The sequence below is a fragment of the Myxococcales bacterium genome, from assembly GCA_016720545.1.
In the GTDB taxonomy this organism is placed as follows: Bacteria; Myxococcota_A; Polyangia; order Polyangiales; family Polyangiaceae; genus JAAFHV01.
On record JADKKK010000002.1, the window covers coordinates 636867 to 662202 of the forward strand.

The following is a 25336-nucleotide window of genomic DNA, read 5'->3' on the forward strand; positions in this document are numbered from 1 at the left end:
ATCAGACAAAAGCGTCGCGCTGAGACAAGAGGTGCGCGGGCACCTCGGCGTATACGTCCTCGAAGAGGCTCGCGCGGCCGGGCGAGGCGCTCGCCTTCGCCTCCGCGACGGCGAGCCGGAACGCCTCCTCGAGCTCCGCCTCGAGCGGCGCGCGGAGCGCAGCGACGTCGACGCCGCTGCGCTCGAGGTAGCGCTCGAGCAGGAGCACCGGACAGTCGTCAGCCGGCAGCGCGATGCTGCCGTCCTCAGAGGGCTTCGCGCGCGCGCTCACGATCTCGACGAGGCTCGGGCCGCCCCCGTCGCGGGCACGCGCCAGCGCACGCGTGATGGCCGCGTGGACCGCCAAGGCGTCACGACCGTCGACGCGGGAGGCCGGCACACCGTAGGCCTGGCCCTTCTCTGCGACTGTCTCGCAGCCGGTGTGGGACGAGAGCGTCGCGCTGTCCACCACGCACGCGAAGACGACGTTCGCCCGCCCAACGCCCGCGAAATTCAGGGCGTTGTGGAAGCCGCCGCTCGCGAACGCCGCTCCGCACACCACCGCCAGGCAGGCGCGCCGGTCGCCGCGCATGCGGGCCGCCCAGCCCCACCCGGACGCGTGAACGAGCGAGGCGCCGGGGACGCCGCCGACCGACACCACGCCGTTCTCTCGCGAGGATACGTGGTGCGGCAGGCCCCGGCCCCGCGTCGCCGAGCGTGCGGTGCCGAACACCTGATGGACGAGCTCGGCGAGGGTCACCGCGCGCGCGAGCGATCCGAGCGCCGACCGAGGACCCGGAAAATACGCGTCGCCGAGGTCGAGCGCGAACGGTGGCGCGCACGTGGCGCCCTCCTCGCCCACCGAGCTCGCGTAGAAAGGAATGTCGCCCGCACGCTGCAGCGCGATGAAGCGCAGATCGAGCTGGCGCGCCCGCACCATGTGCCGGAAGAGCCCGACCGCAGCTCCCTCGTCGATCGGGACGTCGACGAGCGCCTCGCCCTCGGGGGAGAGGACCCGCTCGATGGGCGCGCCGGGCGCGACGCCGCTGGCGGTTGTCTCGCTGGTGGCCGGAGTGCCGTCCTGCATGGCGCGCATCCTACAGCAAGCGGCCCGCAGACGGCCTCAAAATGCGGCGACCAAGCGTCGTCAAAGCGCGTGGACCGCGACGCGCTCGCGCTCCACCGCGGCCTCCGCGGCCTCGAGGCTCACGGTGGACGGGTGCGGGTCGCGCAGGAGCCGGGAGCTCGTGAGACCGACGGCCCAGAGCAGCGGCGACGGGGGTCGAAGGTGGAGATCGTCCTCGTGGAGGAAGAGCCTCCCGAGGTGCTCGGCGTACGCCCGGGCGAGCGTGGGGAACGGGATGTGGTCGAACGCGAGGGCGCGGCGGCGGCTCGCGTAGGCGGAGGCGAGCAGGGCGCCGAACAGCGTGTCGTACAGCGCCTGCTGGCGCCACGGGTGCGAGGCGAAGCCGAGGCGCGTGCACTCGCGCAGGAAGTGGACGTTCAGCGGCACGTGGAACGACTCATCCCGCGTGAGAATCGAGAGCATGTGACGCACCCCCGCCAACGTGGGGTGCGCGCGAACGTGGCGCAGCGCGAGGCGGTAGGTGGTCGAGCCGATGGTCTCGAACATGAGGTTCGTGAGGACGATCGTGTCGACCCGCTCCGCGCGAGCGTAGAGGCGATAGAAGGTGCGGGTCGTGGGACCCATCGGTCGAACCTCGCCGCCTATCGACTCGAGAAACGCGGTGAGCAGCTCGCGGTGCCAGCCCTCTTCGTCGCCGTAAAGGCGGAGGCATTCGCCCAGCTCCGGGTCGCGCTCCGAGAGCTGGTCGGCGAGGGCGTGGGCCTGCGTGAGCCCCGACTCCTCCGCGCGGAACGCGGCGTTGAAGAACGCGACGCACGCCTCTCGCTCGCGCTCGGACTCCCACTCGACGGGCACGCTGAGGTCGACGTGCTCCTCGCGCATGCGCGCCGCGCGACGGCGGAGCATCGCGAGCCACCACGACGTTGGCCGGGACGAAGGCTTCTCCACGCCGCCTACTTACCCGGAGCGGAGCCGGGCGCAAGGGGAGCGCTCCTCCGGCGCGACCTCCGCGAGCCCGCGGACGGCCACGAGCAGCACGTTCGAGAACGGCGTCCCCGCCCAGCACGGCTCCACCCGACACTCGAGGCCGGCCGACGTGAGGATCGGCACGATCTCGCGCTCAACGTCGCGGAAGATCACCCGCTCCCCCCGGTTTACGCGCAGGGCGGTGCCCACGCCCTCGAACCCGCGCGTGATGAGCGACCGGAGCCCTCGACCGAGGTCGGCCTCGCGGAGAAGGAGCCTGCCCCCCGGCGCCACGCGCGCGGCCACCTCGCGCAGCAGCGCGTCCTGCTCGGCGATCGAAAAATAGTGAAGTATATCAATCAGAAGCAGCGTGTCCGCGGGATCCGCCGTGGCGCTCCTCACGTCGCCGGTCGCGAACTCGGCGGTCAACCCCTCCGCGGCCCGCGTGGCCAGCGCGACCTTCACCGGATCCCAGTCGACCCCGCGCACGCGGTCGGCCACCCCAAGCTCGAGGAGCAGGACCCCGAGCTGCCCGCGGCCGCAGCCCAGATCGAGGACGGTCCCGAGGCGCCCCAGCGCGGCGACCACGCTCGTCACGGGATCGCCGGAGAGCTTTCCCCGCGCGAAGTAGTACTGTCCGCGGCCGTCGGCGGCGCGCGCGTAGCGCTGCGCTGTGCGATCGATCGCGAGCCGGAGCGCGCTCTGGGGGAAGCGCCCGGCGCGGCGACGCGCGACGAGGAACAGCACCGCGGCGAGGGCGAGGGCGACGACGCACGCATGAAGGAGGGACATCCCGGTGGGCATGACCGCGAGGGCCTCGCGCCGAGCTCAGCCTCGAGCGGCGAGCTTCCGCTCGCGAACGCGGAGCACGTGGTCGCCCAGCTCACCCACCTTGACCTCCCAGGTCTCCTTCTTCATCTCCTCCGAGCGCGCGCGGCGGCGCTCCGGGGAGTCCTCCCGGAGCACCCGCTCGCAGTGCGCGAAGAGCTCCTCGTGGGTGCGCCCCACGAGGACGGCGCCGCTCATCGCCCCCTGTTTCGCGCGCGGATCGTCGGCATACAGCGTGACCTCGGGGATGTCGGTCGACACGACCGCGAGGCCCGCCGACAGGTACTCGCGGAGCTTGATCGGGTTCACGTTGCGCGTGAGCTCGTTCGACACGAACGGGATGAGGGAGACGTCGAACCCTTTGCAGTACGAGGGGAGCTCCTCGTAGGCCTTGCGGCCGAGCAGGTGGATGTTGGGGTATTTCTGCAGCCTCGACAGGTCCACGAGCGACTTCCCAACCACCACGATCGACCAGTCTTTTCGCTTCTCGGCGAGGTACGCGAAGAACTCGATGTCGACCCAATCCTGGACGAGCCCGATGAAGCCGAGGATGGGCCGCGGCAGGCGGCGGAGCTCCTCGGCGATCTCGGTCTTCTCGTCGAGCGCCTTCGCGAAGTGAGCCTGATCGACGCCGTGCGAGGCGAGGAAGGTGTTCGGGTTGTACGCCCCCTTGCGCTCGAGGAGGGTGCGCGCCGTGCAGAAGACGAGGTCCGCGCGCTGGCAGAGCGACCGCTCCATGGCCACGATCTTGTCCTTGTCGACGTAGCTGAAGTGCGACCACTCGTCGGTGCAGTAGTAGACGGAGAGGGACTCGCCGAGCTTGCCGACGTATTTCTCGGCCGTCGGCAGGAAGGTCCAGAGTTGGAACTCGCGCATGCCGCGCTGGCCACGCAGAAAGCGCAGGCTCTCGCGCACGACGTGCTCGTTCACGCGCTGCGCCACGGCGCTATGGGGGAACGGCAGCACGATCGGCGTATACACGTCGAGCCCGCCCGCGATGTGGGTAGGCCCCTTCGCGAAGCTGCGGAGCTTCGACACGATCTTCCCCATGTCGCGGCCGCTCGTGAGGCTTGGGGTCCGCGTGGCGATGGAGTTCAGCCAGAGGACCTTGTTGTCCCGCCCGAGCAGCTTCATCACGTGGTTGTTGCTGGTCGGATCTTCGGTCCAGTCTTTGGCAAAACAGACGATGTTCTCACCACGCATCATGCGCGGACTATCGCCGATCGAGGCGGCGAGCGCGACGGAAATGCCATCAAACGCCTCCCGCGCCGCCGTGACGTTTGTCGCCAAGGGGTAGGCGCCGACGCGTGAGCCCTTGCGCCGGCGCGCGCATCTCCGGTATCCATCCCGGAAGGAGTGATCTTGCCCAACGCCCGCGCCCACGCCCCGCTTGCTCACTTCGGCGCCGCCGTCGCCGTCACCGTCGCGAGCGCCTGCCTCGCGGGGTGCGCCACCACCGGGCCCGGAGAGGCCTCGGCTGCGCCGGCGCCGACCCCGCCGGCGCAGGTGCAGAGCTTCACCGTCTCCCCCGAGTCGCTCCGTGTGGACCGCATCGGCATGCGCGGGCTGAAGCCCGACGGCTCGCTCGATCTCGTGTTCACCCTGCGTGTCGTGGGCCCCGCGAGGGCCATCTACGTCACGTCGGCGAGCGAGCGATGCGACGCCGGGGGCGCGTTCCGCGCGAGCACCGCCGCGAGCGACGAGGCAGCTCCTCAAGAGCTCGGCGGACCTCTGGAGCTCGGTCGCATGAGCGGGGTGATCGCCGTCGAGAAGAACGGCGCGCTGCTGAACGCGGCGAACGGCAGCGTCGCGCTCCCCGCAGGCGTCCACGACCTCAAGCTCTTCGTGCCCAACCTGGGCGTGCTCCGCGACGGGATGACCCTCTGCGCCTTCGCGATCAGCGCCGACGGCTCCGTCGCGAAGAGCAAGCCGCTGAAGTACTAGCCCGTGCACCACGCGCTGCTGCTGCGACCGGGCGCCTGCGACTCGGGCTCCCCTCACCTCTCCCTCGCAGGCCGGGCGGCCGTGCGTGAGGTGCTGCGCCGAGTGGGCCTCGAGGGCCCCCTCGTCGAGCCCACCGCCATCGTCTCGGCGCCGTCGCCCGCGTGCGTCCAGACCGCGGAGCTCGCCGCGAGCGCGCTCGACTATCTCGGGGCGGTCGCGGTCCTCCCCGGGCTCGTCGCGCCGTCGCCCGCCGAGGTCGTCCTGCGCGGCCTCGTCGGTCACGACGTGCTCATCGTGGTCGCAGACGAGCCGTTCCTCTCCTCGCTCGGCGCCGCCATCGCTGGGCGTCCTTCGTTTCCCACGCACACGCCGGGCCAAGCGTCGCTGTTCGACGGACGCAGCCCGGTAGGGTACTGGCGCGCTGGCGCCTCCATGCAGCAGCTGCTCCTCGCGTAGCGCCGGCTCGCTCGCCGACGCGACCGCGCGTTTTTCGATCGAGACTCGGGCGGGCGCGGTCTAGAGTGCCGTCGATGTCCGTACGCGGCTGGAACGACCACTGGCAAGCTTCCTTCGACGCCCTCTCCGCGCTGAAGCGTGACTGGCCCACTCGCGGCTGGACATGGGACTCGCGTGTAGGGTGCGTCACGTCGTCGTTCACCGTCGAGCAAGAGCTCCGGGCTCGGGCCGCCGTAAACGCCGCGATGCCTGCGCAGTACACGCATGTGAGCCTCGAACGTGCGCCTGCGGCCCTCCAGCAGGTCGTCGAGATCTCCGGCGGGCTGCGCCCCGGCCAGCTGGCGCTTGCGCTCGGCCCGACCGCGGGCCTGCTCGTCTTCGGCTTGTGGTGGCCCTGGGGCGACGGCGAGACCATTTCGTTCCGCCTGGGCCTCGCCGACGTGGACCCCGCGAAGGAGCCGAACCTGCGCTTCCGCGAGCTCTTCCACACGAGCTACTGACGGCCCCCCGGAGACGCGCGGTCACCTGCCGGCGAGGGTAGCGTTGGCGCTCGCCTCGTGCGATGATGCCCTACATGTGGCGAACGGCGGCAGCCGCAGGGCTGGGGTTGGCGTGCTTCTTTCTGGGTGAGGGTGTGGCGCGCGCGGGCTCCGCCGAGGAGCTGCTCGCGAGCGCCAAGCGCCTGGAGCAGGCCCACGACGACGAGCTCGCCGCGCGTCGGTACAACGAGGCGCTCTCGCTGGACGGGAGCCTCGCGGAGGCCTGGCTCGCGCTCGGAGCGCTGCGCACGCGCCAGGGCGATCACCGCGAGGCGGAGCGGGTGTACGCGGTGTGCGTGGCCCGCCTGCCCGGGCTGCTCCCTGCGCGATCGGCGCACGCGGAGGCGCTCCATGCACTCGGCCGCACGCCCGAGGCGGTGCAGGAGATTGAGCTCTTGGCCCGCGCCGTCCCGCGCGAGCGCCGCCGCATCGCGACCTGGTACACCGAGGAGGGCCGCTACCCCGCGGCGCTCGCGACGTGGCGCCTCGTGCTCGCGCGCGCGGTCGTGGACCACGACGACGAGACCGTCGCTGAGGCCCGCACGATGGTCCGCGCGCTCGTCCTGGTGGCCCGCCCGGTGGACCCGGCGGCGTATCCGACGAACGGGAACCGCGTTCGCCAAATGCTGGGTCGCATCGCTCGAAACGGCGGGATCTAGCCGCGCGGGCTACTTCGGGTCGGCGTCCGCCGCGCGCGCGGGCTCATGCCACGTGACCGTGACCCGCGCGCCGATGGGCCCGTGGACCACGAGGCGGAGCACCTCGCCCCGCCGGACGCACACGGGCCCGTCACCGACAAGACCGGATCGCCCGTCGCGGCGGGCCCGCGCGACCTCTCGCACCAAGATCTCGGTCTGCACTCGCTCGCTCGCGACGAACGCCGCGCGCAGGCATCGATCGCGGGCGGGATCGGCTGGCGCCTCGAACACCTCTTTGGCGGGCCCCCCGTCCACGACGCGGAGCGGGCGCGCGCGCGTCTCCGCCACGCGCACGAACCCGCGCGCGGCGAGCGGCGCCTCGACCGCCGTGAGATCCCCCGCGAGCTCGACCCCCTCGGAGGATGGCGCCGCGTCGGCGCCGCGCGGGGCGGACTGCGAGGCCTCCGGCGACCGGGCCGGCGCGCAAGCGAGAGGGGCGCGCGCCGCCACCACGACGAGGCCGAGCGCGAGCGCGCCCGCGGCCCACGTCCGCGCGCGCCTCACGCCGGTGGCTCGTCGTCCGGCACCGCGTCCATTCGGCAGGCACCTTCGAAAGCCACGCCGCGGTCGATGAACAGCGACGGCGAGTGGATGTTGCCGACGACCCGCGCGGGCGCATGGACCTCGACCGAGCTCCGCGCGCGGATGTTGCCGTGGACCACCCCGCCACGCACGATCACCACGGCGACGTCGATCTCGGCGAACACCTCCGCGCCCTCCCCGATGATGAGCGTGTCTTCACTGCGGATCTCGCCTTTGAAGAGGCCGTCGATGCGGACCACGCCGTCGAAGCGGAGCTTCCCCTCGAAGGCGGTCCCTTGACCGAGCAGCGCTGTGATCTCGTTCGACGCGGGCGTCATCGAGGGGTCCTTAGCGTAGTTCGCTCCGGCCCGCGACGGCGTTCGCGACGAGACAGCGCGCCCCCGAGCGGCTACGCTACACGCCATGCGCATCAGCGTGAACGGCGCGCCCCTCGAGGTCCCGGAGGGGCTCACGGTGCGGGCCCTCGTGGAGCACCTCGGGCTAGCCGGACCGGTCGCCGTCGAGCAGAACCGCGAGATCGTCCCGCGCGCCGAGCACGCGGCGCGGCCCGTCGGCGAGGGCGACAGCTTCGAGCTCGTCCATTTCGTGGGCGGGGGCTAGCCCCGATCGGTCCCCTTCTTGGCGATTTCGGCACGACGTGCTTGCCAAGCGGCGTGCCCTTCCCCGATGCTTGGCTCCGAGGCTCCGTGGCAGACACCCCAAGCGACGCGCCGATACCTCCCCCCCTCCCGGAGGACCCCGAGGACGTGTCCTGGGCGCTCTCCACCGCCGGGGCGATGTGGAGCCGCGGGGATCTCGTGGAGGCCTTGAAGTGGCTTCGCCGCGGCGCCGAGGCCGCGTCCGAGGCGGAGCACGACGATCGCGCGCTCCAACTCGCGAAGATCGCCGCCGATCTGACCGGCCGGCTTGGCGTGGGCGCCTCCTCGCCACCTCCCGCCCCGCGACCTTCGGTCCCGATCCCCGCCGCGAAGCCGGCGACGGTCGCGCCGACGAGGCCCACGTCCCCGCCGCCGAAGGCCTCCTCCGCGCCCCTGCGCCCGTCGGTCGCTCCGCGCCCCGCGGCCGCTCTGCTCGTCCGGGGGACGCCCCGCGGGGGTGCAGCGAGGCCGGGCGAATCGCGCTCGGACAGCGCACCGCCGCGCTCCGTCCGCCCGTCGGGCCCGCCAAGCGCGAAGCGGGGGGCCATGCCCGTCCCCTCCTCGGCCCTCGAGTCCGGTCGCTTTCGGACGCAGCCCCCCGCGCGCGGACGGCTCGAGGTCGCGGTCGACGAAGCGGTCGCCCAGGCCGCGGTCGACGAGCCTCGTCGCGGGCCGCCGCCGCTGCCAAGGACCGACGACGACCCCGCGGACGCGCGCGAGAACACCTTCTCCAGCCCCGACGACGACGACGACACGTGCGAGCGGCGCGTCGAGGACATCTGGCCACCCACGCGCGTCGAGGCCCCCCAACCCATGAGCTCGGGGCGCGAGCTGGCGGCGACGCCTGCGGGCGAGGTGGCCCCGGAGGCGCCGGGAATCGCTTCGCTCGGCGCCATGCGCCCCCCGGCGTCGTCCGCGACCGACTGGGACGCGCTCCCCACGCGCGCCCGACTCGAGGCGCTCGCCCTGGCGCCACCCGCGACGCCGAGCGTCGAGGACGACGAGGACAGCGGCACGAACCCTTCCCAGGACCCGCATTCCGCCGCGGGCGCCTCGGTGGCCACCCCCACGCCCTCGCGCCCGGGTAGCCCCGCCCTCGTGACCTCACAGGCCGTCCGTGTGGTGCTGTGGAAGGACGCGAACGGGGTCCACGTGGCGCCGCAGGGCACGCTCGTCCGCGCCATCACGATCGAGGCGATGCTCGTGGCGCTCGACCCGTCCGCCGACCTCGGCGCCTGGCTCGACCCCGTGCGACCCAAGGGCTGACACCCCGCTCCGCGAAGCTGTGTATTTCCGGCATGTTTCCGGTGTCGAATCACGCGCGTTCGGCTAACATCGCGCGCACGCCGTCTCGCGCACTCAGGCGCGCTCGGGCCCCACCCAGGCCCTCCGCCCCAGCCAGGAATGAACCGACATGTTCGAGGAGTTCGGAATCAACGCAGGCTTCGTCGAGGAGCTCCACGCGCGCTACCAGCAGAGCCCGCAGTCGGTGGACGAGCAGTGGCGCTCGTTCTTCGCCGAGCAGCGCCGCGCCGGCGGGACCCACGAGACCCACGGTGACACCGGCGGACACGCGGCGCGCATGGACCAGGCGAGCGTCGCGCGCCCGGCCACGCCGGCGCCGCGCCCGACCATCACCGCCACCGGACCGGTCGTGCCTCCGCAGCGGCTGCTCGACGCCGCCGCGCTCCAGGGCCGCGTCTACGAGCTCGTGAACGCCTACCGCGTCCGTGGCCACATGCACGCGCACCTCGATCCGCTCGGCCCACCGCCGGAGCCGGGCGACGAGTTCAACCTCAGTCGGTTCGACCTCCACGCCTCCCAGCTCGACGAGATGTTCCCCACCGTGGGCATCTCCGGCCTGCCCCCGCACGCCACGCTCCGCACGATCGTCGCGCACATGCGCGAGACGTACTCCAGCTCCATCGGCGTCGAGTTCACGCACATCGAGAACGCGACGCAGCGGCTCTGGCTCGAAGAGAAGATGGAGAGCTGCAAGAACCGCCCGGTGCTCGATCACGGCGAGGTGCTGCGGATCCTGACCAAGCTGACCGACGCGGAGAACCTCGAGCACTTCGTCCACCAGAACTTCGTCGGCGCGAAGCGCTTCTCGCTCGAGGGCGCCGAGAGCATGATCGCGATGCTCGACCTCTTGGTGGAGGAGGCTGGCAAGCACGACGTCGACGAGATCGTGCTCGGGATGGCGCACCGCGGACGGCTCAACGTGCTCGTCAACGTGATGGGGAAGCCGCCGCGCGAGCTCTTCGCCGCGTTCCGCGACAACCGCCCGGAGCGCTTCGTGGGCGGCGGCGACGTGAAATACCACCTCGGTCACTCCATCGACCGGGTGACCGCGTCCGGGCACACCATCCACCTCACGCTGGCGTTCAACCCGAGCCACCTCGAGTTCGTGAACCCCGTCGTCGAGGGCCGCGTTCGCGCGAAACAAGACCGCCGCAAGCGCAACGGCGTCATGCCGCTGCTCATCCACGGCGACGCGGCGTTCATCGGTCAGGGCATCGTCCCCGAGACCCTCAACCTCGCTGGGCTCGAGGGCTACGCGACGCACGGCACCGTGCACCTCGTCGTCAACAACCAGATCGGCTTCACCACCCTGCCAAGCGACTCTCGCTCCACGCGGTACTGCACCGACATCGCGCGCATGATGCGCGTGCCGGTGTTCCACGTGAACGGCGAGGACCCCGAGGCCGTGATCCACGTCGCTCGCCTCGCGATCGAGTACCGCCAGCGCTTCGGCGAAGACGTCGTGATCGACATGTACTGCTACCGTCGCTACGGGCACAACGAGGCGGACGAGCCTCGCTTCACGCAGCCCACGATGTACGCGACGATCGACAAGAAGCCGACGATCCGTGAGGTGTACGTGCGGCGGCTGCTCCGCTCCGGGCACATCGACGAGGGCCGCGCGGGCGCGCTCCAGGTCGAGCGCAAGGCCGCGCTGGAGTTCGCGCTCGAAGAGGAGAAGCAGGGCGACTACAACCAGCCCCCGCCCGCCATGGGCGGCGTGTGGGAGGGCTACGCCGGCGGCGCAAACGCCGACACCCCCGAGGTCCCGACGCAGGTGTCCCGCGAGCACCTCGGCGCCCTCGCCGCGACGCTCGCGGAGGTACCCGCGGGCTTCAACCCCAACCCGAAGGTGCTGAAGCTCATCGAGGGCCGCCGGGACAAGGTCGCCGCGGGGCAGGCGTTCGACTGGGGCACCGCCGAGCACCTCGCGTTCGGCACCCTGGTCCAAGAGGGCTTCCGCGTGCGCCTCTCCGGGCAAGACGCCCGCCGCGGCACGTTCACCCATCGCCACGCGGTGCTGTTCGACGCGGCGAACGGAGCCCGCCATACGCCCCTCGCTTCGCTGCCTGGCGCCGCGCCGTTCGAGGTCTGGGACAGCCCGCTGTCGGAGGCAGGCGTCCTCGGCTTCGAGTACGGCTACTCCCTCGATTTCCCCGACGCGCTCGTCCTCTGGGAAGCCCAGTTCGGCGACTTCGCGAACGGCGCGCAGGTCATCATCGACCAGTTCATCATCTCGGGCGAAGACAAGTGGAAGCGCCTCTCCGGGCTCGTCCTGCTCTTGCCGCACGGCTACGAGGGGCAAGGCCCGGAGCACTCCAGCGCGCGCGTCGAGCGCTTCCTCACGCTCGCAGCCCAGGACAACATTCAGGTGATGAACCTCACCACGCCCGCTCAGCTCTTCCACGCGCTGCGGCGTCAGGTGAAGCGCAAGTGGCGCAAACCATTGGTAATTTTCACCCCCAAGAGCCTCCTTCGGCACCCGAAGGCGGTCTCGACCGTCGACGACCTCGCCGACGGCGAGTTCAGGAAAGTGCTGGTCGAGGCGAACCCCACGATCCAGCCGAGCGCGGTCAAGCGCGTGCTCCTCTGCAGCGGGAAGGTCTACTACGATCTCGTCGACGCTCGCGACGCGGCGGGCCGCACCGACGTGGCCATCCTGCGGCTCGAGCAGCTCTACCCGCTCGACGCCTCGCTGCCCGAGGCCCTCGCGCCCTACGCCGACGGCACGCCGCTCGTGTGGGTCCAGGAAGAGCCCCGGAACGCCGGCGCCTGGTACTTCTTGTGCGCGAACCTGACGGGCGCCGTGGGCAACCGCCTGCCACTCTCGTCGGTCACGCGCGCGGCGTCCGCCAGCCCCGCTACAGGCAGCACGGCGAGCCACAAGCTCGAGCAGAAGCGCCTCATGGAAGAAGCTCTCGGCTAGGGTCGTGCTCGCCAACTACCGAGACACCCTCGCGCTCTTGGTCTGCATCGTCGCGCTCGCGGCGCTGATCAACCGATTCGCGAAGGAGCACAGGTGGGTGCTCCGACGCCTCGTGAGCCTCTTTGCGCTGCTGCTGCTCGCGCGGGGGCTCGCCTTCGCGCTCTCGCAAGCCGGCGCGCCCGCCTGGGAGCACCGCATGCTCGGCGCGGCGGCGCTCCTCTCGAGCTTCGCGTGGGTCAACGTCGGCGGCGCGACGCTGTTCGACCTCGTCCTGCCTCGCCTCGGCGTGCGTCCGTCGCGCCTCGTGAGTGATCTGCTCCTCGGCGCCGCCTACATCGTGGCCACGGGCATCGTGCTCGCGGAGTCCGGCCTGGCGCTCAGCTCCGTCATCACGACTGGCGCCGTGCTCTCGGCCGTCCTCGCCCTCTCCCTCCAGACGACGCTCGGCAACGTCCTCGGCGGCGTCACGCTGCAGCTCGAGGGCTCGGTCAAGGTCGGCGACTGGATCCAGCTCGACAACGGCAAGCAAGGCATCGTGCGCGACATGCGGTGGCGCCACACCGTGGTCGAGACGCGCGACTGCGACACAGTCATCATCCCGAACGCGACGCTGCTCTCGACGGCGATCACGATCCTGGGACGGCGCGGCGGCAAGCCCGTGCCGCACCGCATGTGGGTCTATTTCAACGTGGACTTCCGCTACTCCCCCGCGCGGGTGGTGCAGGTCGTCCAGGAGGCCCTGACGGCCTCGCCCATCCCGAACGTCGCCTCCACGCCCCCGCCCACGGTGGTGTGCCTCGACTTCGCGAGGGACAACCGCCATAGCTTCGCCTACTACGGCGCCCGGTATTTCATCGAGGATCTCGGGCCCGACGACCCCACGAGCACGGTCGTGCGCGCGCGCCTCCACGCCGCGCTGCGCCGCGCCAAGATCCCTCTCGCGAGGCCGGCCGGCACCCAGTTCGTGCGGCTCGAGTCGGACGAGGTCGACACGAGGCGCGAGGCGCGCCACGAGCAGCGCCGGCTCGACGCGCTGCGGCAGGTCGCCCTATTCAGCTCGCTCACCGAAGAGGAGCTGGCGATCCTCCAGACCGAGCTCGAGTACGTGCCGTTCGCCTCGGGCGAGATGATCACCCGCCAGGGCGCGCGCGCCCACTGGCTGTATGTGCTCGGATCCGGCTCCGCCAACGTCGTCGCGACCCACGAGGACGGCAGCACCGCCCAGCTCGCGACGCTGCACGCGCCCAACTACTTTGGTGAAATGGGCCTCATGACCGGCGCCCCTCGCGTCGCCGACGTGATCGCGACGAGCGAGGTGGAGTGCTTCCGGCTCACCAAAGAGGGGTTCGAGAAGGTGCTCCTCAAGCGGCCCGAGATCGTGAAGGAGCTCTCGGCGCGACTCGCTGAGCGACGCCGCGAGCTCCGCAGCGCCGCCGACGCGCGCCCTGCCCGGCCCGGTGAGGAAGAGGAGCAAATCTTCGAGGCGATCCAGCGCTTCTTCGGGCTGCGCTCGTGACCCGCCTCTCCGCCGTCGAGCTGCCTGCGATGTCACCCGCGGCCGCCGTGCGCGTCGTCCGCGCGCTCGGCGGGAACCGCTACGTGGAGGGGCGCCTCCACGAGGTCCACGCGTTCGTCTTCGCGGCCGCGGGCGCCCACCACGCCCTCGTCGAGGCCCAAACATGGGCCGCTCGGGTGCTCTCCGACCCGACCATCGACCGCGACTCGAAGGACCCCGCGCTCTTCCGGGCGGCGACCGACAAGGAGCTAGGCGCCGCGCTCGGAGCGTTCTGGGGGGACCCGGGCGAGGCCGAGGCGCGCGCGCGGCTCACCGAGCTCTTGCGCTCCGTCGGGGCGGAGCCCAGCGGAGGCCCGCTGTTCGACGAGGGCGCGGAGGAAGACGTCTACCCGGTGCTGATCGACGCCGGGTGGCAGCTGCTCCCGCTCGCGCGGCTGGAGTCGGAGCGCCACCGGGGCGTCCTCGAGAGCTACACCGAGCTCGAGCTCGCCTCTGCCCGGTTCGAGGAGGAGAGCGCCGTTCCGCCACGCGCGCAGCTGCTCGAGCTGCCCGTGTTCGGTGGGCGCGAGCTCGTCCTCCCCGAGGACGAGTGGGGCGAGCTGCGGTCACCCCTGGTGGTCTGGTCCTCGCTCGACGCGACCTACGAGGACTACCTCGTCCGGGGCGTCCTGCGAGCGGCGAAGGTCGCGGAGCCGCAAGACTGACCCAAAGCCTGACCCGGGCGAGCCCGTGGACTGTCAGGCGACGCCCTTCTCGCCCTCTTCGGCCCCCTCTTCCGACGCGGCCGCTTTCTCTGCGTCGGCCTCGGCCTCGGCCTGCTCATCGGCCTTGGCCGCTTCGCTCGGCTCCGAGGTCTGCTCACCCACCTTGGCCCCCTCGTCGGCCTTCGCCTTCGCCTTCTTGCGCTTGGCCTTCCCGGGTGCGGCGGGCGGCTCCTCGGTCTCCGCGACGCCGGCGAAGTCCCCCTCTGCGAACGGGCGCAGCTTCGCGAAGCGCTCGCGCTCCTCGGGCGTCGCCTCCCAAGCGACGGCCCGGCTCTTGGACACGAGACCGACCCACACGAGCAGGAGCGCGATGACGATCGTGGCGACGACGTAGAGGACCGTGGGGCTCGGCATGGCGGCGTTATACATCGCCCAGCTGCGCGTCGTCGCTACTTGCCGCTCGGGGCCTCATCGGGAGCGGAGGGCGGCTCCGGGGCATGCCGGACGCGATTGGCGATGGCCGCGAGGCTGATGACAGCCAGCACCGAGACGAGGACCCACACCAAGGCCGCGCCCTTTCGGGCTCGGGGACCGGCCGCGGCGGGGGACTGCGGCGCCATCGGCGCGGGCGGGGTCGCGATCATCGGCGCGATGGGCGCCATCGGCGCGACGGGCGCCATCGGCGGAGACGCCGGCATCGGTGGGACCGACGCGCGAGGCGCGGCGACCGCGGCGGGCGCTCGAGGAGCCGCCGGGGCCACCATCCCGATCGGCGCCGTCCGCGCGAGGGGCTCCTGGCGGCGACCCGCGAGCGGCAAGATGACGTTGGGTGGGCTCGGCCCTCCCCCGGACAGCGGCGACGCCATACGCGTCGTGACCATCTCGCCCTCGTCCGTGTAGGGCACCGGCCGTCCGTGGGCGAGCGAAGCGCCCGTGCCGCTGAGATGCAACGTGGTCTTCTCGGTGCCGCTCGACTCGACGAACGCGCGCGCCGCCTGGCTCGCCGAGAGCGCCGCGGGGGCGACGGCGCCCTGCGAAATCGAGCTGTCGCGGCGCGGGGGCTCCGCGAGCGGAAGGAGCGCGGCCTGGACCTCCAGCGCGCTCTGGTAGCGGCGGGACAGTTCCTTCTCGAGGCAGCCCTGAATGACGCGACGGAACGCCGGATCGGTGCCGTCGGGGAACCTCGGGTCTTGCGTCCGGATCCCGGCCAAGACCGCGGAGATTGTCCCCTCGAACGGGAGCCTCCCCACGACCACTCGGTAGAGGATCACGCCGAGCGACCAGATGTCGGCGCGGTGGTCGACGTCCCGCGACGAGCTCGCCTGTTCGGGGGCCATGTAATACGGCGAGCCGATGATGGTGGTCACGGTCGTCGTCTCGTTCACCTCGCCCACGCGCTTCGAGATTCCAAAATCGATGATCTTCGCCGTGAGCTCGCCGCTCAGCTTCTTGACGACGAAGATGTTCGCGGGCTTGAGGTCGCGGTGCACGATCCCCTGGGCGTGTGCGTCAGCGAGGCCCTCGCAGACCTGCGCGAGCAGGCGCGCCGTCTGCGTGAGGTTCAGCGTGCGCTTGGTGATGAGCGCCTCGAGCTCGTCTCCCTCGAGCAGCTCCATCACGATGTAGAGCGTCCCGTCGGGCAGAAGCCCCGCGTCGAAGATCGCGGCGATCGCGGGCGACCGCACCTGCGCGAGAATGCGAGCTTCGCGGAAGACGCGCTCACGCATGAGCGGATCTCGCATCGTCGCGTCGAGCATGATCTTGATCGCGACCGACTGACCGAGCACGAGGTGCGTGCCGCGGAGCACCGCGCCCATACCCCCGAGCGCGATCACGGCGTCCACGCGGTAGCGACCGTCGATCACCTGACCGACGAGCGAACCCACCCGCTGAGCTTCGGTCGCGCTACTCATGGAGGCCGAGGTCACGTAGTCTCGCCAAGAACGGGGACCGTGTCGACAAAGTCCACCACCTGGCCGCCGACCCGCCCGAGGGCTCCCCTCACAGGGGCCGCGGTCGTGGCGGCCCTCCTCGCCGTCGCGGCGCTCGTCGTCGCGGTGGTCTGGGGCGGCGGCTTGCCCGGCCTCGACGACCGGGTCGCGCGGTTCGCGCTCCCAGAGGACGCGCCCCCAGATACCCCGTGGGTGGTAAGCCGCTGGCTCCGCGCCACCGCGCTCTCGGCGGACGTCCGCGTCGCCCCCGCGGACCCCCTGGGCCGGGCGCTCGAGCTCCGCGCGCCGCGTCGTGAGATCCCCGCGCTGACCGAGCTGCTCGTGAACCCGCCAGGCCTCGTGGTGCGCGCGAGGCCCGCGCGATGCGCCGACCCCGGGTGCCCGCCCGAGGACGAGCTCGCCATCGGCGCACCCACGCCTCCGGCCCGGCCCGGCGAGGTCATCGCGCTCGCCCCGACCCGCCGAGGGTGGGGTCGGCCCGTCGCGGCCGACCGCGCCGGCGAGGCGAGGCTCGCCGCCGCCGAGCTCACGGTCCGGCGCGGCGACGGCCCGACGCTGACGGTCACCGCCGCGCCCGGGTCGCGCGCGGCCGCGCTCCTCGCGAACGGGCGGGAAATTGTCCTGTCCGACGGCATACATGCACTCTACACAGGACCGTCGTCACCGACGCTCACGCTCTCCTTCGGCACCGACGTCGCGGCGTACGAGCGGGCGCGCCGCGAGCGCGTGCTCCTCACCCTGCCTCCCCTGCCCCCGTTCGGCCCGCCCACGGTCTCCACGCCCCCGCCCGACGTCACGCTCGCGACCCTCGCGCTCACGCTGCCGCCGCTCCTCTCGCTCCTCTACGTGGCGTTCGTCCGGCGCTTCGATCGGGCCCACCCCGAGCCCTTGTCGCTCGTCTCGATCACGTTCGCGCTCGGCGGGGCGTCCACCCTGCTCGCGCTCGGCCTCGAGGTCACATCCCGTCGGCTGACCCCGTGGCTCGACCCGCGCAACCTCACGTTCGGCGGGCGGCTCGAGGCCCTGCCGCTGGCCACCCTCGGCTTCACGATCACGGTCGGGCTCGCCGAGGAAGGCGCGAAGCTCCTCGCGACGCTCTACGCGTCGCGCCGCCGCGAGTTCGACGAGCCGGTCGACGGCGTGGTCTACGGTGCCGTCGCGGCGCTCGGCTTCGCCGCGGCGGAGAACGTGGTCTATTTCGCGTTCGGGCGCGTTTCGCCCGCCTTGGTCGCGGGGCGCGCGGTCACCGCCGTGCCCGTCCACCTCTTCCTCTCCGGGCTCTGGGGCTACGCGCTCGGCGCGCGCCTCGTGCGCCCACGCCAACGCGTCGCTCCCGCGCTCGCCCTCTCGGCCCTCGGCCACGGCGCGTACGACGCGGCGCTCGTGACCGACGGCGGAGGGGTAGTCGCCGTCGGCGTGGTCCTCGCCCTCGCCGTCTCGTTCGTCGTCGTGCTGCGGGCCGCGCTCCGGCACGGCCCGGTGTCGACCGCGAGCGCGTCGGCGGCGCGGGGCCCTCGCGCCCGCTTCCGGCTCGGGCGGCCCTGGGCGTTCACGAGCCTCGCCGCGCTGCTCCCCGCGCTCGCGCTCGCGCTCATGAAGGCCGCGGCCTCTTGGGAGGCAGCCGGCGCTTCGCAGCGCTCGGCGTTCCTCGCCCCGGTGGGCCTCCTCGTCGTCGCCGTGGCGGCCACGCTGTGGGGCATCACCGCGACGCTGCCCCTCGACGCCGTCGTGGACGACCACGGCCTGACGTTCGCGGGCGCCGCGCGGGCGTACTCGGCGATCCACGCCGTGGCCGTGCATGGGGCCTACGTCGACGTGGCTTCGCCGGCGGGCGACGTCGAGCTAGGCCCCGGCTCGCCGCGCACCCTGGCCGCCCTCGAGGCGGCCATCCGCGCGCGGACAACGGGCTTGACCCGAGACAGCGGAGAGTGAAACGCTCGGCGAGCGCTCGGCGGCGGCCCCGGGAGGGACCACGCGAGCTGGGCGCGAGCGTCGAAATGTTTCCGGGCGAGACCCGCCCGTGAAAGTCTTCGCTTCTCCCGCGACCGCCAAGAGGATGACGACGTGAAGAAGACCTCGGCCGAGATTCGACAGAAGCACAAGGACTACCTCTTCCCGAGCGTCGCCAACTACTACGACGAGTCCGTCGTCCTCGACGAGGGCAAGGGGCTGCGGGTCAAAGACCTCGACGGCATCGAATACCTCGATTTCTTCGGCGGGATCCTCACCGTTAGCCTCGGTCAGGCGCACCCGAAGGTGAACGCCGCGCTCCACGCTCAGATCGACCGACTCGGGCACGTCTCGACGCTCTACCCAACGGTCGGCATCGTCGAGCTCGCGGAGAAGCTCGTGAAGCTCGCGCCCGGAAAGCTCGCGAAGGCGTTCTTCACGGCGAGCGGCACCGAGGCCGACGAGACCGCCGTCGCCCTCGCCCAGATGGCCACCGGCAACCAGGAGCTCATCGCGCTCCGCCACGGCTACTCGGGGCGCTCGCTGCTCGCGCAGTCGCTCACGGCCAACAGCAAGTACCGGCAGCTGCCGAGCCAAATCGCGGCCATCAAGCACGCGCACGCGCCCTACTGCTACCGGTGCCCGTTCGGGCTCACGTACCCGTCCTGCGAGGTGAGGTGCGCGCAGGACATCGAGGAGCTGATTCAGACCACCACGACGGGCAGCATCGCCGGGTTCCTCGCGGAGCCCATCCAGGGCGTGGGCGGCTTCGTCGACGCGCCGCAGGGCTATTTCAAGGTCGCCGTGGACATCGTGCACAAGTACGGCGGCGTGTTCATCTGCGACGAGGTGCAGACCGGCTTCGGCCGAACCGGCGACCACATGTGGGGCATCCAGCACCACGAGGGCGTCGAGCCCGACATCATGACGATGGCCAAGGGCATCGCGAACGGCCTCCCCCTCGGGGCGACGCTGGCGACGGTCCCGGTGGCCGACTCGTGGAAGGTGGGGAACATCTCCACGTACGGCGGCAACCCGCTGTCGTGCGCCGCCTCGAGCGCGGTCATCGACACCATCCAAGAGGAGGACCTGGTGGGCAACGCCGCCCGTATGGGGAAGGTGCTCCGCGAGGGCTTGGAGGCGTTGAAGGCAAAATACCCCAAGCAAATCGGCGATGTGCGAGGCAAAGGTCTCATGCAGGCCCTCGAGTTCGTCGTCGACGAGCCGGCCCGCGACCGCACGCCGAACGCGGCCTTCGTGAGCCGCCTCTTTGAAGAGACGAAGAAGCGACGCCTGCTCATCGGGCGAGGCGGCCTCTATGGCAACATCACGCGCATCGCGCCCGCCCTGAACGTGGGCCGCGCCGACATCGAAGAGGCCCTCCGCGTCCTCGACGAGTCGCTCGCCGCCATCGCCTGACGCCACGCCTGACTTCCCCCGCGGAAGCCCCCGCGTCTGCCCCGCCCGCCCCCGCGCCTGCCCCCGCCACGCCCCGAACTCGAAAGGACCGAGCAAGAGGACATGACTTCCCTTCTGAAAAGCGACCGCCTGGAGACCGCGCTCCCCGACAAGAAGCCCGTCTACTCCGCGGCGGAGGCGAAGGCGGAGGCCGACCGCTGCCTCTACTGCGTGGACGCGCCCTGCATCAAGGCGTGCCCCACCGAGATCGACATCCCCACCTTCATCAAGAAGATCGCGTCGGGCAACGTCCGCGGCGCCGCGAGCACCATCTTCGACCAGAACCTGCTCGGCCACTCGTGCGCGCGGGTCTGTCCGGTGGAGGTGCTGTGCGTCGGCGACTGCGTGTACAACGGCTGGGGCCGCGAGCCCATCGCGATTGGGAGGCTCCAGCGCTTCGCGACCCAGACGGCGACCGCCGCGGCAGGCGCAAGGTGGCGTGCGTGGGCGCCGGCCCCGCGTCCCTCGCCTTCGCGGGCACGCTCGCCCTCGAGGGCGTCTCGGCCACCGTGTTCGAGAAGCGCGCGGTCGCCGGCGGCCTCAACACCACGGGCATCGCGCCCTACAAGCTCCACGCGGAGGACGCCCTCCACGAGGTCGAGTGGGTGGCCTCGTTCGGCGTCGACATCCAGACCGGCAAGGAGGTCGGCGGCGAGCTCTCGGCCGAGGCGCTGCTTCGCGACTACGACGCGGTGTTCCTCGGCGTAGGGCTCGGCGAGGACACCCGCCTCGGCCTGCCGGGCGAGGACGGCCCGGGCGTCGTGGGCGCTACCGCGTGGATAGAGCAGATGAAACTGCAGCTCACCGTCGCTGACGCCGCGTCCCTCGGGCGCGTCCTCGTGGTGGGCGGCGGCAACACGGCCATCGACGTCGCGCGCGAGTGCGCGCAGCTCGGGGCGCAGGACGTGGCGATGGTCTACCGCCGCGGCCAGAAGGAGATGAGCGGCTACGCGCACGAGCTCGACTGCGCGCGGATCGAGGGCGTGCGCTTCGTCGAGCACGCCGCGCCCCACAGCTTCGTGCGCGACCCGAGCGGCAAGCTCGTGGCGTGCGTGCTCGCGCCGCCGAGGGCGGCAAGCCGGTCCCGGCAGCGAACGACGCTCCCTGCGACCTGGTCGCGCTCGCCATCGGCAGTCCAAGCTGCGCACGCTGGCCTCGCAGTTCCCGGGCGTCGAGCTCGACGCGAAGGGCTGCGTCATGGTCGACCCGCGACCAGGCAGACCGGCAACGCGAAGGTCTTCGCCGGCGGCGACTGCATCAACGGCGGCAAGGAAGTCGTCAACGCCGTCGCCGACGGCCGCGACGCCGCGCGCGCCCTGCTCGCACGCTCAAGGAGGCCTGAGCCATGGCCGATCTCAGCATCGATTTCGCAGGCATCAAGTCTCCCGAACCCCTTCTGGCTCGCCTCTGCGCCGCCCGCAAACACGGGCGAGCAGGTCATGCGCGCCTTCGACGCCGGCTGGGGCGGCGCCGTGTGGAAGACCCTCGGGGACCCGATCGTGAACGTGTCGAGCCGCTTCGCCGCGGTCGACTACGGCACGTACAAGATGATGGGGCTCAACAACATCGAGCTCATCACCGACCGCCCGCTCGAGGTGAACCTCAAGGAGATCAGCGAGGTCAAGAAGCGCTACCCGAAGCACGCCGTCATCGCGTCGCTCATGACCGAGACCAAAGAAGACTGGCGCGTCCTCATCAGAAAGCGCCGAGGACGCGGGCGCCGACGGCCTCGAGCTCAACTTCGGCTGCCCGCACGGCATGTGCGAGCGCGGCATGGGCTCGTCGGTCGGCCAGGAGCCCAAGCTCCTGCAGGAAATCACCAGCTGGACGAAAGAGTTCGCCCGCACCCCCGTGCTGGTGAAGCTCACGCCGAACACCGGCGACATCCTCGAGCCCGGGGCTCGCGGCCGTGGCGCGGCGGCGCCGACGGCATCTCGCTCATCAACACCATCAAGAGCATCATCGGCGTCGACCTCGACCGCATGGTCCCCAACCCCCGCGTCGGCAAGGGCTCGACCAACGGCGGCTACTGCGGCCCGGCGGTCAAGCCCATCGCCCTGCACATGGTGGCGGCGCTCGCGCGCGAGCAGGGCATCGGCGTGCCGATCTCGGGCATCGGCGGCATCTCGAACTGGCGCGACGCGGCCGAGTTCATCGCGCTCGGCGCCACCAGCGTGCAGGTCTGCACCGCGGTGATGCACTACGGCTACCGCATCGTCGAGGACATGATCGAGGGCCTCGAACTACCTCGACGAGCACGGCATGAAGAGCGTGAACGAGCTGCGCGGGCGCGCCGTGCCGGGCTACCGCGAGTGGGGCGACCTCGACCTCAACTACAAGGTCATCGCGCGCATCGCGCCGGACAAGTGCATCGGCTGCCAGCTCTGCATGACGGCCTGCCACGACGGGGCTCACCAGTGCATCTTTCCCGGCGCCGACGCCGAGCGCGCGCGTCCCCCGCACGCCCACGCCCACGGCAAGCCATTCGGCCCCAGAGCTACGTGAAGGGCGCCCTCGCCGGTGACCGCGTCCCGTGGATCGACGAGCCTGAATGTGTAGGATGCAACCTCTGCCAGCTCGTGTGTCCGGTGCCCGACTGCATCGAGATGGTCGAGGTCCCGAACAACGGCAAGGAAGAGACCTGGAACGACCGCGTCGCCCAGGGCCGCACGAAGCAGCCCGGCGGCATCCACGACTGAGCCGCGACCCCGTTCGCGGCCAAAAGCTGGCCCACGCCCACCGACCGCCATGAGCCCGCGCGCGCGAGCTCTGGCGGTCGCTTCGCGTGTGTGGCATTTCACGGGGATGCGCCGCCCGCACCCCGCGCACCTCGTGGCGCCCTTCGCGCTTGCCTTCGCGCTCGTCGCCTGCTCGAGCCCCTCCACGGCGCCGACGCCCGTCGAAGCTCCGGCCGTGGCCGCTTCCGCGCCCGACGCCGGGCCCGACACCGAGGCGCCGGCGCCGCCTCCCAGCCCCGGCTGCGGGATCGTCCCCCCTCGAACGGGCCTCCTCGCGAAGCAGACCCTCTCGGTGTCGGGCAAGGCGCGAGAGCTCTACGTGAGCCTGCCCGCCACCTATCAGCCTGCCCGCGGGTACCCGGTCGTGCTGGTCTTCCACGGGGCGAGCGACACCCGTCCGGAGGCGCAGCGCGAGTGGTTCGGCGTCGAGAAGGCCGCGCCGCCGGCGATCTTCGTCTATCCCCAGGCGCTGCCTCGAACCCGGGCCGACGGCACGGGGGGCTCGGTGACGCGCTGGGATCTCGACGGCGACGAGGACCTCGGCTTCGTCGACGCCATCCTCGCGGAGCTCTCCGCCACCTACTGTGTGGAGCCCAACCTCGCCTTCGCCACCGGTTTCAGCTCGGGCGGCAACTTCGCTCAGCAGCTCGGCTGCAAGCGGCGGAGCGCCCTTCGAGCCATCGGCGCCGTGTCGGGTCCGGGGCCCTTCTCCACGAAATGCGACGGTCCGCTCGCCGTGTGGATGACCCACGACGTCGACGACAACGCCCTCCCGGTGGCCGGCGCGCGGTCCTCCCGCGATTTCTGGATCAAGAAGAACGGGTGCGGCGCCGAGCTCGTTCAAGAGCCTCAGGCCGAGTGCAAGCGGGCTGTGGGGTGTCCGGCCGATGCGCCGGTCATCTACTGCGAGTCGAAAGGTGTCGGCCACGCGGTCGCCGGGTACGCGCCCAAGGCCGTGGCCGACTTCTTCGCGACGATGATGCCGTAGCCTCGAGGCGAGCTCAGTGCCAGAGGTCGAGCGCCAGCGGGGCGTCGAGGGCGGGCGCCTCGTCCTCGCTCGCCAGGTTCGCCAGGTACGGCCGCGACTCCGCCAGCCCGAGCGGCTTGTAGGTCTGCTCCGGCCCTGGGAACGCGCCCGACTGCACGTCGGCGACATAGGTCTCGAAAGCGCTGACCGCGGCATCACCCAACTGCGCGAATTGTTTTGCAAACTTCGGACGATGACCGCGCACCAGGCCGAGCAAATCGGTGCAGACGAGCACCTGCCCGTCGCACCCTCGCCCCGCGCCGATGCCGATCGTCGGCACGCTGACGGCGGCCGTCACGAGCTCGGCAAGATCGGGCGGGATGGCCTCGAGCACGAGCGCGAACACGCCCGCCTCCTCGAGCGCGCGGGCGTCGCGGAGCAGCTTGTCGGCGGCACCCTCGGCTCGGCCCTGCACCTTGAAGCCGCCGAGCGCGTGGACGCTCTGAGGCGTAAGGCCGATGTGGCCCACGACCGGGATGCCCGCGCGCACGATGCGGCGCACGTGCTCGGCCACCTCTTCGCCCCCCTCGAGCTTCACGCTCTCGCACATACCGTCTTTCATGAGCTTGCCCGCGCTCTCGACGGCCTGCGACGGCGACACTTGGTAGCTCATGAAGGGCAAGTCGCCCACGAGGTGCGCGCGGCGCAGCCCACGCGAGACCGCGCGGCAGTGGTAGGCCATCTCGTCGAGGCTCACGGGGAGCGTGTTCGAGAGCCCTTGGACGACCATGCCCAGGGAGTCGCCGACCAGCACCATGTCGACCCCGGCCTCATCGACGAGCGTCGCCATCGTGAAGTCGTAGGCGGTCACCATCGAGATTTTTGGGCCGTCGCCCTTGCGCGCGCGGAGCGCGGGGACGGTCACCTTCACGACGCGGCTCGAGGAGCCAGCGGAATTTGCGTACATGGAACACCTCCGGGTCGCGGCTCGAAGCGAGTCCACGCCTTAGCTGAGCCTAGCGCCGTCGGGCGCGGTCGAACAGGCCAAACGATCGAATCGAGGGTCGCGCGGCAGGCGCTCCCCGTCGACGCCGGTTGAAGTCCCACAAGCGAGGCACTAGCTTCACGCGCGTGCGCCCCCCTCGCATCGCCACGTCGTCGTCGACGATCCCGCGCGTCGTGTTCGCCGCGCTCGTCGCGGTCGCCGCCGCCGCCTGCGACCGCGCCCCCTCCTCCAGCGGGCTCCCAGAGTGGACCCCCGCGGACCACGATCCGTCGGGCGCCACGCCCAAGCCCGGGCAGAAGGCCGCGGCGCCGCGCGCCGCGCAGGACGAGGCGTCGCACCTGGCGGACCTGACCTGGGGCGCGCAGTGCGCGCAGTGCCACGGGCCCGAGGGCCGCGGCGACGGCCCTTCCGGGCCGATGGTCAAGGCGCCTGACCTCACGCGGGCGGATTGGCAGGCGCGGGTGAAGGACGAGGATGTGGCCGCGACGATCCGCAACGGCCGCGGGCAGATGCCCAAGTTCGACCTGAGCGACGCGGTGATCGGTGGTCTCGTCAAGCGCATCCGGAAGAGCCGTGTCCCCTGACGACGGGGCGGCGCCCGCAGCCCCCACCGAGGAGCGGGCCGGCGAGCTCGCCCCTGACGCGCCCGCCCCTGACGCGCCCGCGAGCCCGCCGGTCGGCCGCATCGGGCGCCGCCCTCTCCTCTTCGCCGCGGCGGGCGTGGCGCTGCTCGCGGCCTACGCGGGGCCGAAGGTGCCGCGCGATCAGCGGCTCCGCGTGCTGCTCGGCCCGAAGGCGCGCGGCGCTCGCTCCGTCCGTATCGCCTGGTCGAGCCACGGCGACCCGCTCCGGGAGGCCGCCCTCACGTTCCCCGAGGGCGCACCGGACACCGTACTCCAGGAGGTCCGCCTGCCGGACGGTGACTACGACGTCGAGGTCGAGGTCGACACGCAGGAAGGTCGCTCTGCCGCGCGAAAGCGGGTAACTCTGGGAGGGGCAACCGCGACCCTCGATCTGCGCGACGAGCGCTAGCGCCGGCGTTGGCGCGGGTGGGTGGTCGGGGTTGCCCCGCGCCCATGAGCTCCGATCCCCCTTCGCCGCCCTCGCCGCCCTCGGCAGCCTCGCCGCCCTCGGCA

23 protein-coding genes and 2 pseudogenes are annotated in these 25336 nt (G+C 71.7%); 16 read left to right on the top strand and 9 right to left on the bottom strand.

The window, feature by feature from the left end; all coding sequences use genetic code 11:
* Position 1 precedes the first annotated feature (1 nt).
* Genes IPQ09_06510 through IPQ09_06525 form a run of 4 tightly spaced genes read right to left on the bottom strand, consistent with a single transcriptional unit; the run spans position 2 to position 4066 of the window.
* A complete protein-coding gene (locus IPQ09_06510; protein MBL0193868.1) occupies positions 2–1066 on the bottom strand; it encodes a hypothetical protein in 1065 nt (354 codons plus the stop codon).
* Between the two features lie 60 nt (positions 1067–1126).
* Positions 1127–1972 (bottom strand): ferritin-like domain-containing protein, encoded by an 846-nt coding sequence (locus IPQ09_06515; GenBank protein MBL0193869.1) that lies wholly within the window; start codon positions 1970–1972, stop codon positions 1127–1129.
* Between the two features lie 51 nt (positions 1973–2023).
* Positions 2024–2824 (bottom strand): class I SAM-dependent methyltransferase, encoded by an 801-nt coding sequence (locus IPQ09_06520; GenBank protein ID MBL0193870.1) that lies wholly within the window; start codon positions 2822–2824, stop codon positions 2024–2026.
* A gap of 36 nt (positions 2825–2860) precedes the next feature.
* Complete coding sequence (locus tag IPQ09_06525) at positions 2861–4066, bottom strand: glycosyltransferase (protein ID MBL0193871.1); 1206 nt, start codon at positions 4064–4066, stop codon at positions 2861–2863.
* A gap of 156 nt (positions 4067–4222) precedes the next feature.
* Here IPQ09_06525 and IPQ09_06530 point away from each other — a divergent pair, with 156 nt between their 5' ends.
* The 4 genes from IPQ09_06530 to IPQ09_06545 all read left to right on the top strand — a co-directional run bounded on the left by IPQ09_06530 (position 4223) and on the right by IPQ09_06545 (position 6458).
* Positions 4223–4804, top strand: coding sequence for a hypothetical protein (locus IPQ09_06530; protein ID MBL0193872.1), 582 nt, complete (start codon positions 4223–4225; stop codon positions 4802–4804).
* 3 nt (positions 4805–4807) lie between these two features.
* Complete coding sequence (locus IPQ09_06535; GenBank protein MBL0193873.1) at positions 4808–5260, top strand: hypothetical protein; 453 nt, start codon at positions 4808–4810, stop codon at positions 5258–5260.
* Between the two features lie 74 nt (positions 5261–5334).
* Positions 5335–5760, top strand: coding sequence for a hypothetical protein (locus tag IPQ09_06540; GenBank protein MBL0193874.1), 426 nt, complete (start codon positions 5335–5337; stop codon positions 5758–5760).
* Positions 5761–5822: 62 nt separating this feature from the next.
* Positions 5823–6458, top strand: coding sequence for a hypothetical protein (locus IPQ09_06545; protein MBL0193875.1), 636 nt, complete (start codon positions 5823–5825; stop codon positions 6456–6458).
* A 9-nt stretch (positions 6459–6467) separates the two neighbouring features.
* Here the strand turns inward: IPQ09_06545 and IPQ09_06550 are convergent, their stop codons facing one another.
* A complete protein-coding gene (locus IPQ09_06550; protein ID MBL0193876.1) occupies positions 6468–7001 on the bottom strand; it encodes a hypothetical protein in 534 nt (177 codons plus the stop codon).
* Positions 6998–7357, bottom strand: coding sequence for a polymer-forming cytoskeletal protein (locus IPQ09_06555; protein ID MBL0193877.1), 360 nt, complete (start codon positions 7355–7357; stop codon positions 6998–7000). Before IPQ09_06555 ends, IPQ09_06550 begins: the two co-directional genes overlap by 4 nt.
* An 85-nt stretch (positions 7358–7442) precedes the next feature.
* On the opposite strand from IPQ09_06555, the gene thiS reads away from it, so the two are divergent.
* The 5 genes from thiS to IPQ09_06580 all read left to right on the top strand — a co-directional run bounded on the left by thiS (position 7443) and on the right by IPQ09_06580 (position 14129).
* Positions 7443–7640: a sulfur carrier protein ThiS gene (gene thiS, locus IPQ09_06560; GenBank protein ID MBL0193878.1), complete on the top strand. Its 198-nt coding sequence runs from the start codon at positions 7443–7445 to the stop codon at positions 7638–7640.
* 86 nt (positions 7641–7726) lie between these two features.
* The gene (locus tag IPQ09_06565) at positions 7727–8944 is read left to right on the top strand and encodes a hypothetical protein (GenBank protein ID MBL0193879.1); all 1218 of its coding nucleotides are present in this window, start codon (positions 7727–7729) and stop codon (positions 8942–8944) included.
* Positions 8945–9092: 148 nt separating this feature from the next.
* Positions 9093–11909, top strand: a complete 2817-nt coding sequence (locus IPQ09_06570; GenBank protein ID MBL0193880.1) for a 2-oxoglutarate dehydrogenase E1 component — start codon at positions 9093–9095, stop codon at positions 11907–11909.
* A gap of 4 nt (positions 11910–11913) precedes the next feature.
* Positions 11914–13425 carry a mechanosensitive ion channel gene (locus tag IPQ09_06575; GenBank protein MBL0193881.1) on the top strand — a complete coding sequence of 504 codons (1512 nt, stop codon included), beginning with the start codon at positions 11914–11916 and terminating at the stop codon, positions 13423–13425.
* Entirely contained in the window at positions 13422–14129 is a 708-nt protein-coding gene (locus tag IPQ09_06580) for a hypothetical protein (protein MBL0193882.1), read from the top strand. The genes IPQ09_06575 and IPQ09_06580 overlap by 4 nt, the downstream gene beginning before the upstream one ends.
* 33 nt (positions 14130–14162) lie before the next feature.
* Here the strand turns inward: IPQ09_06580 and IPQ09_06585 are convergent, their stop codons facing one another.
* Both IPQ09_06585 and IPQ09_06590 read right to left on the bottom strand, forming a co-directional pair.
* The gene (locus IPQ09_06585; GenBank protein MBL0193883.1) at positions 14163–14543 is read right to left on the bottom strand and encodes a hypothetical protein; all 381 of its coding nucleotides are present in this window, start codon (positions 14541–14543) and stop codon (positions 14163–14165) included.
* Positions 14544–14578: 35 nt separating this feature from the next.
* The gene (locus tag IPQ09_06590; GenBank protein ID MBL0193884.1) at positions 14579–16015 is read right to left on the bottom strand and encodes a protein kinase; all 1437 of its coding nucleotides are present in this window, start codon (positions 16013–16015) and stop codon (positions 14579–14581) included.
* Between the two features lie 66 nt (positions 16016–16081).
* On the opposite strand from IPQ09_06590, the gene IPQ09_06595 reads away from it, so the two are divergent.
* The 5 genes and pseudogenes from IPQ09_06595 (at position 16082) to IPQ09_06615 (ending at position 23215) form a co-directional block, all read left to right on the top strand.
* Positions 16082–18013 (top strand): PrsW family intramembrane metalloprotease, encoded by a 1932-nt coding sequence (locus tag IPQ09_06595; protein MBL0193885.1) that lies wholly within the window; start codon positions 16082–16084, stop codon positions 18011–18013.
* A 132-nt stretch (positions 18014–18145) separates the two neighbouring features.
* Entirely contained in the window at positions 18146–19450 is a 1305-nt protein-coding gene (locus IPQ09_06600) for an aspartate aminotransferase family protein (protein MBL0193886.1), read from the top strand.
* Between the two features lie 102 nt (positions 19451–19552).
* Positions 19553–20808, top strand: a pseudogene (locus IPQ09_06605) (FAD-dependent oxidoreductase).
* A 26-nt stretch (positions 20809–20834) separates the two neighbouring features.
* A pseudogene (gene preA, locus IPQ09_06610) lies at positions 20835–22188 on the top strand (NAD-dependent dihydropyrimidine dehydrogenase subunit PreA).
* Between the two features lie 106 nt (positions 22189–22294).
* Complete coding sequence (locus IPQ09_06615) at positions 22295–23215, top strand: hypothetical protein (protein ID MBL0193887.1); 921 nt, start codon at positions 22295–22297, stop codon at positions 23213–23215.
* Between the two features lie 13 nt (positions 23216–23228).
* On the opposite strand, the gene panB is transcribed toward IPQ09_06615, so the two are convergent.
* On the bottom strand, positions 23229–24161 hold the full coding sequence (gene panB, locus IPQ09_06620; GenBank protein MBL0193888.1) for a 3-methyl-2-oxobutanoate hydroxymethyltransferase: 933 nt from the start codon (positions 24159–24161) through the stop codon (positions 23229–23231).
* 179 nt (positions 24162–24340) lie between these two features.
* Here panB and IPQ09_06625 point away from each other — a divergent pair, with 179 nt between their 5' ends.
* Positions 24341–24784 carry a cytochrome c gene (locus tag IPQ09_06625; GenBank protein ID MBL0193889.1) on the top strand — a complete coding sequence of 148 codons (444 nt, stop codon included), beginning with the start codon at positions 24341–24343 and terminating at the stop codon, positions 24782–24784.
* Positions 24774–25232 (top strand): hypothetical protein, encoded by a 459-nt coding sequence (locus tag IPQ09_06630; GenBank protein MBL0193890.1) that lies wholly within the window; start codon positions 24774–24776, stop codon positions 25230–25232. Before IPQ09_06625 ends, IPQ09_06630 begins: the two co-directional genes overlap by 11 nt.
* Positions 25233–25336: the final 104 nt, after the last annotated feature.

Excerpts from the sequence above, each read along its gene's own strand:
- IPQ09_06520 (MBL0193870.1), bottom strand. The coding sequence starts at position 2,824 with ATGTCCCTCCTTCATGCGTGCGTCGTCGCCCTCGCCCTCGCCGCGGTG.
- IPQ09_06615 (MBL0193887.1), top strand. The coding sequence starts at position 22,295 with ATGCGCCGCCCGCACCCCGCGCACCTCGTGGCGCCCTTCGCGCTTGCC.
- IPQ09_06570 (MBL0193880.1), top strand. The coding sequence starts at position 9,093 with ATGTTCGAGGAGTTCGGAATCAACGCAGGCTTCGTCGAGGAGCTCCAC.
- IPQ09_06545 (MBL0193875.1), top strand. The coding sequence starts at position 5,823 with ATGATGCCCTACATGTGGCGAACGGCGGCAGCCGCAGGGCTGGGGTTG.
- panB (MBL0193888.1), bottom strand. The coding sequence starts at position 24,161 with ATGTACGCAAATTCCGCTGGCTCCTCGAGCCGCGTCGTGAAGGTGACC.
- IPQ09_06515 (MBL0193869.1), bottom strand. The coding sequence starts at position 1,972 with ATGCTCCGCCGTCGCGCGGCGCGCATGCGCGAGGAGCACGTCGACCTC.
- IPQ09_06540 (MBL0193874.1), top strand. The coding sequence starts at position 5,335 with ATGTCCGTACGCGGCTGGAACGACCACTGGCAAGCTTCCTTCGACGCC.
- IPQ09_06555 (MBL0193877.1), bottom strand. The coding sequence starts at position 7,357 with ATGACGCCCGCGTCGAACGAGATCACAGCGCTGCTCGGTCAAGGGACC.
- thiS (MBL0193878.1), top strand. The coding sequence starts at position 7,443 with ATGCGCATCAGCGTGAACGGCGCGCCCCTCGAGGTCCCGGAGGGGCTC.
- IPQ09_06525 (MBL0193871.1), bottom strand. The coding sequence starts at position 4,066 with ATGATGCGTGGTGAGAACATCGTCTGTTTTGCCAAAGACTGGACCGAA.
- IPQ09_06585 (MBL0193883.1), bottom strand. The coding sequence starts at position 14,543 with ATGCCGAGCCCCACGGTCCTCTACGTCGTCGCCACGATCGTCATCGCG.
- IPQ09_06510 (MBL0193868.1), bottom strand. The coding sequence starts at position 1,066 with ATGCAGGACGGCACTCCGGCCACCAGCGAGACAACCGCCAGCGGCGTC.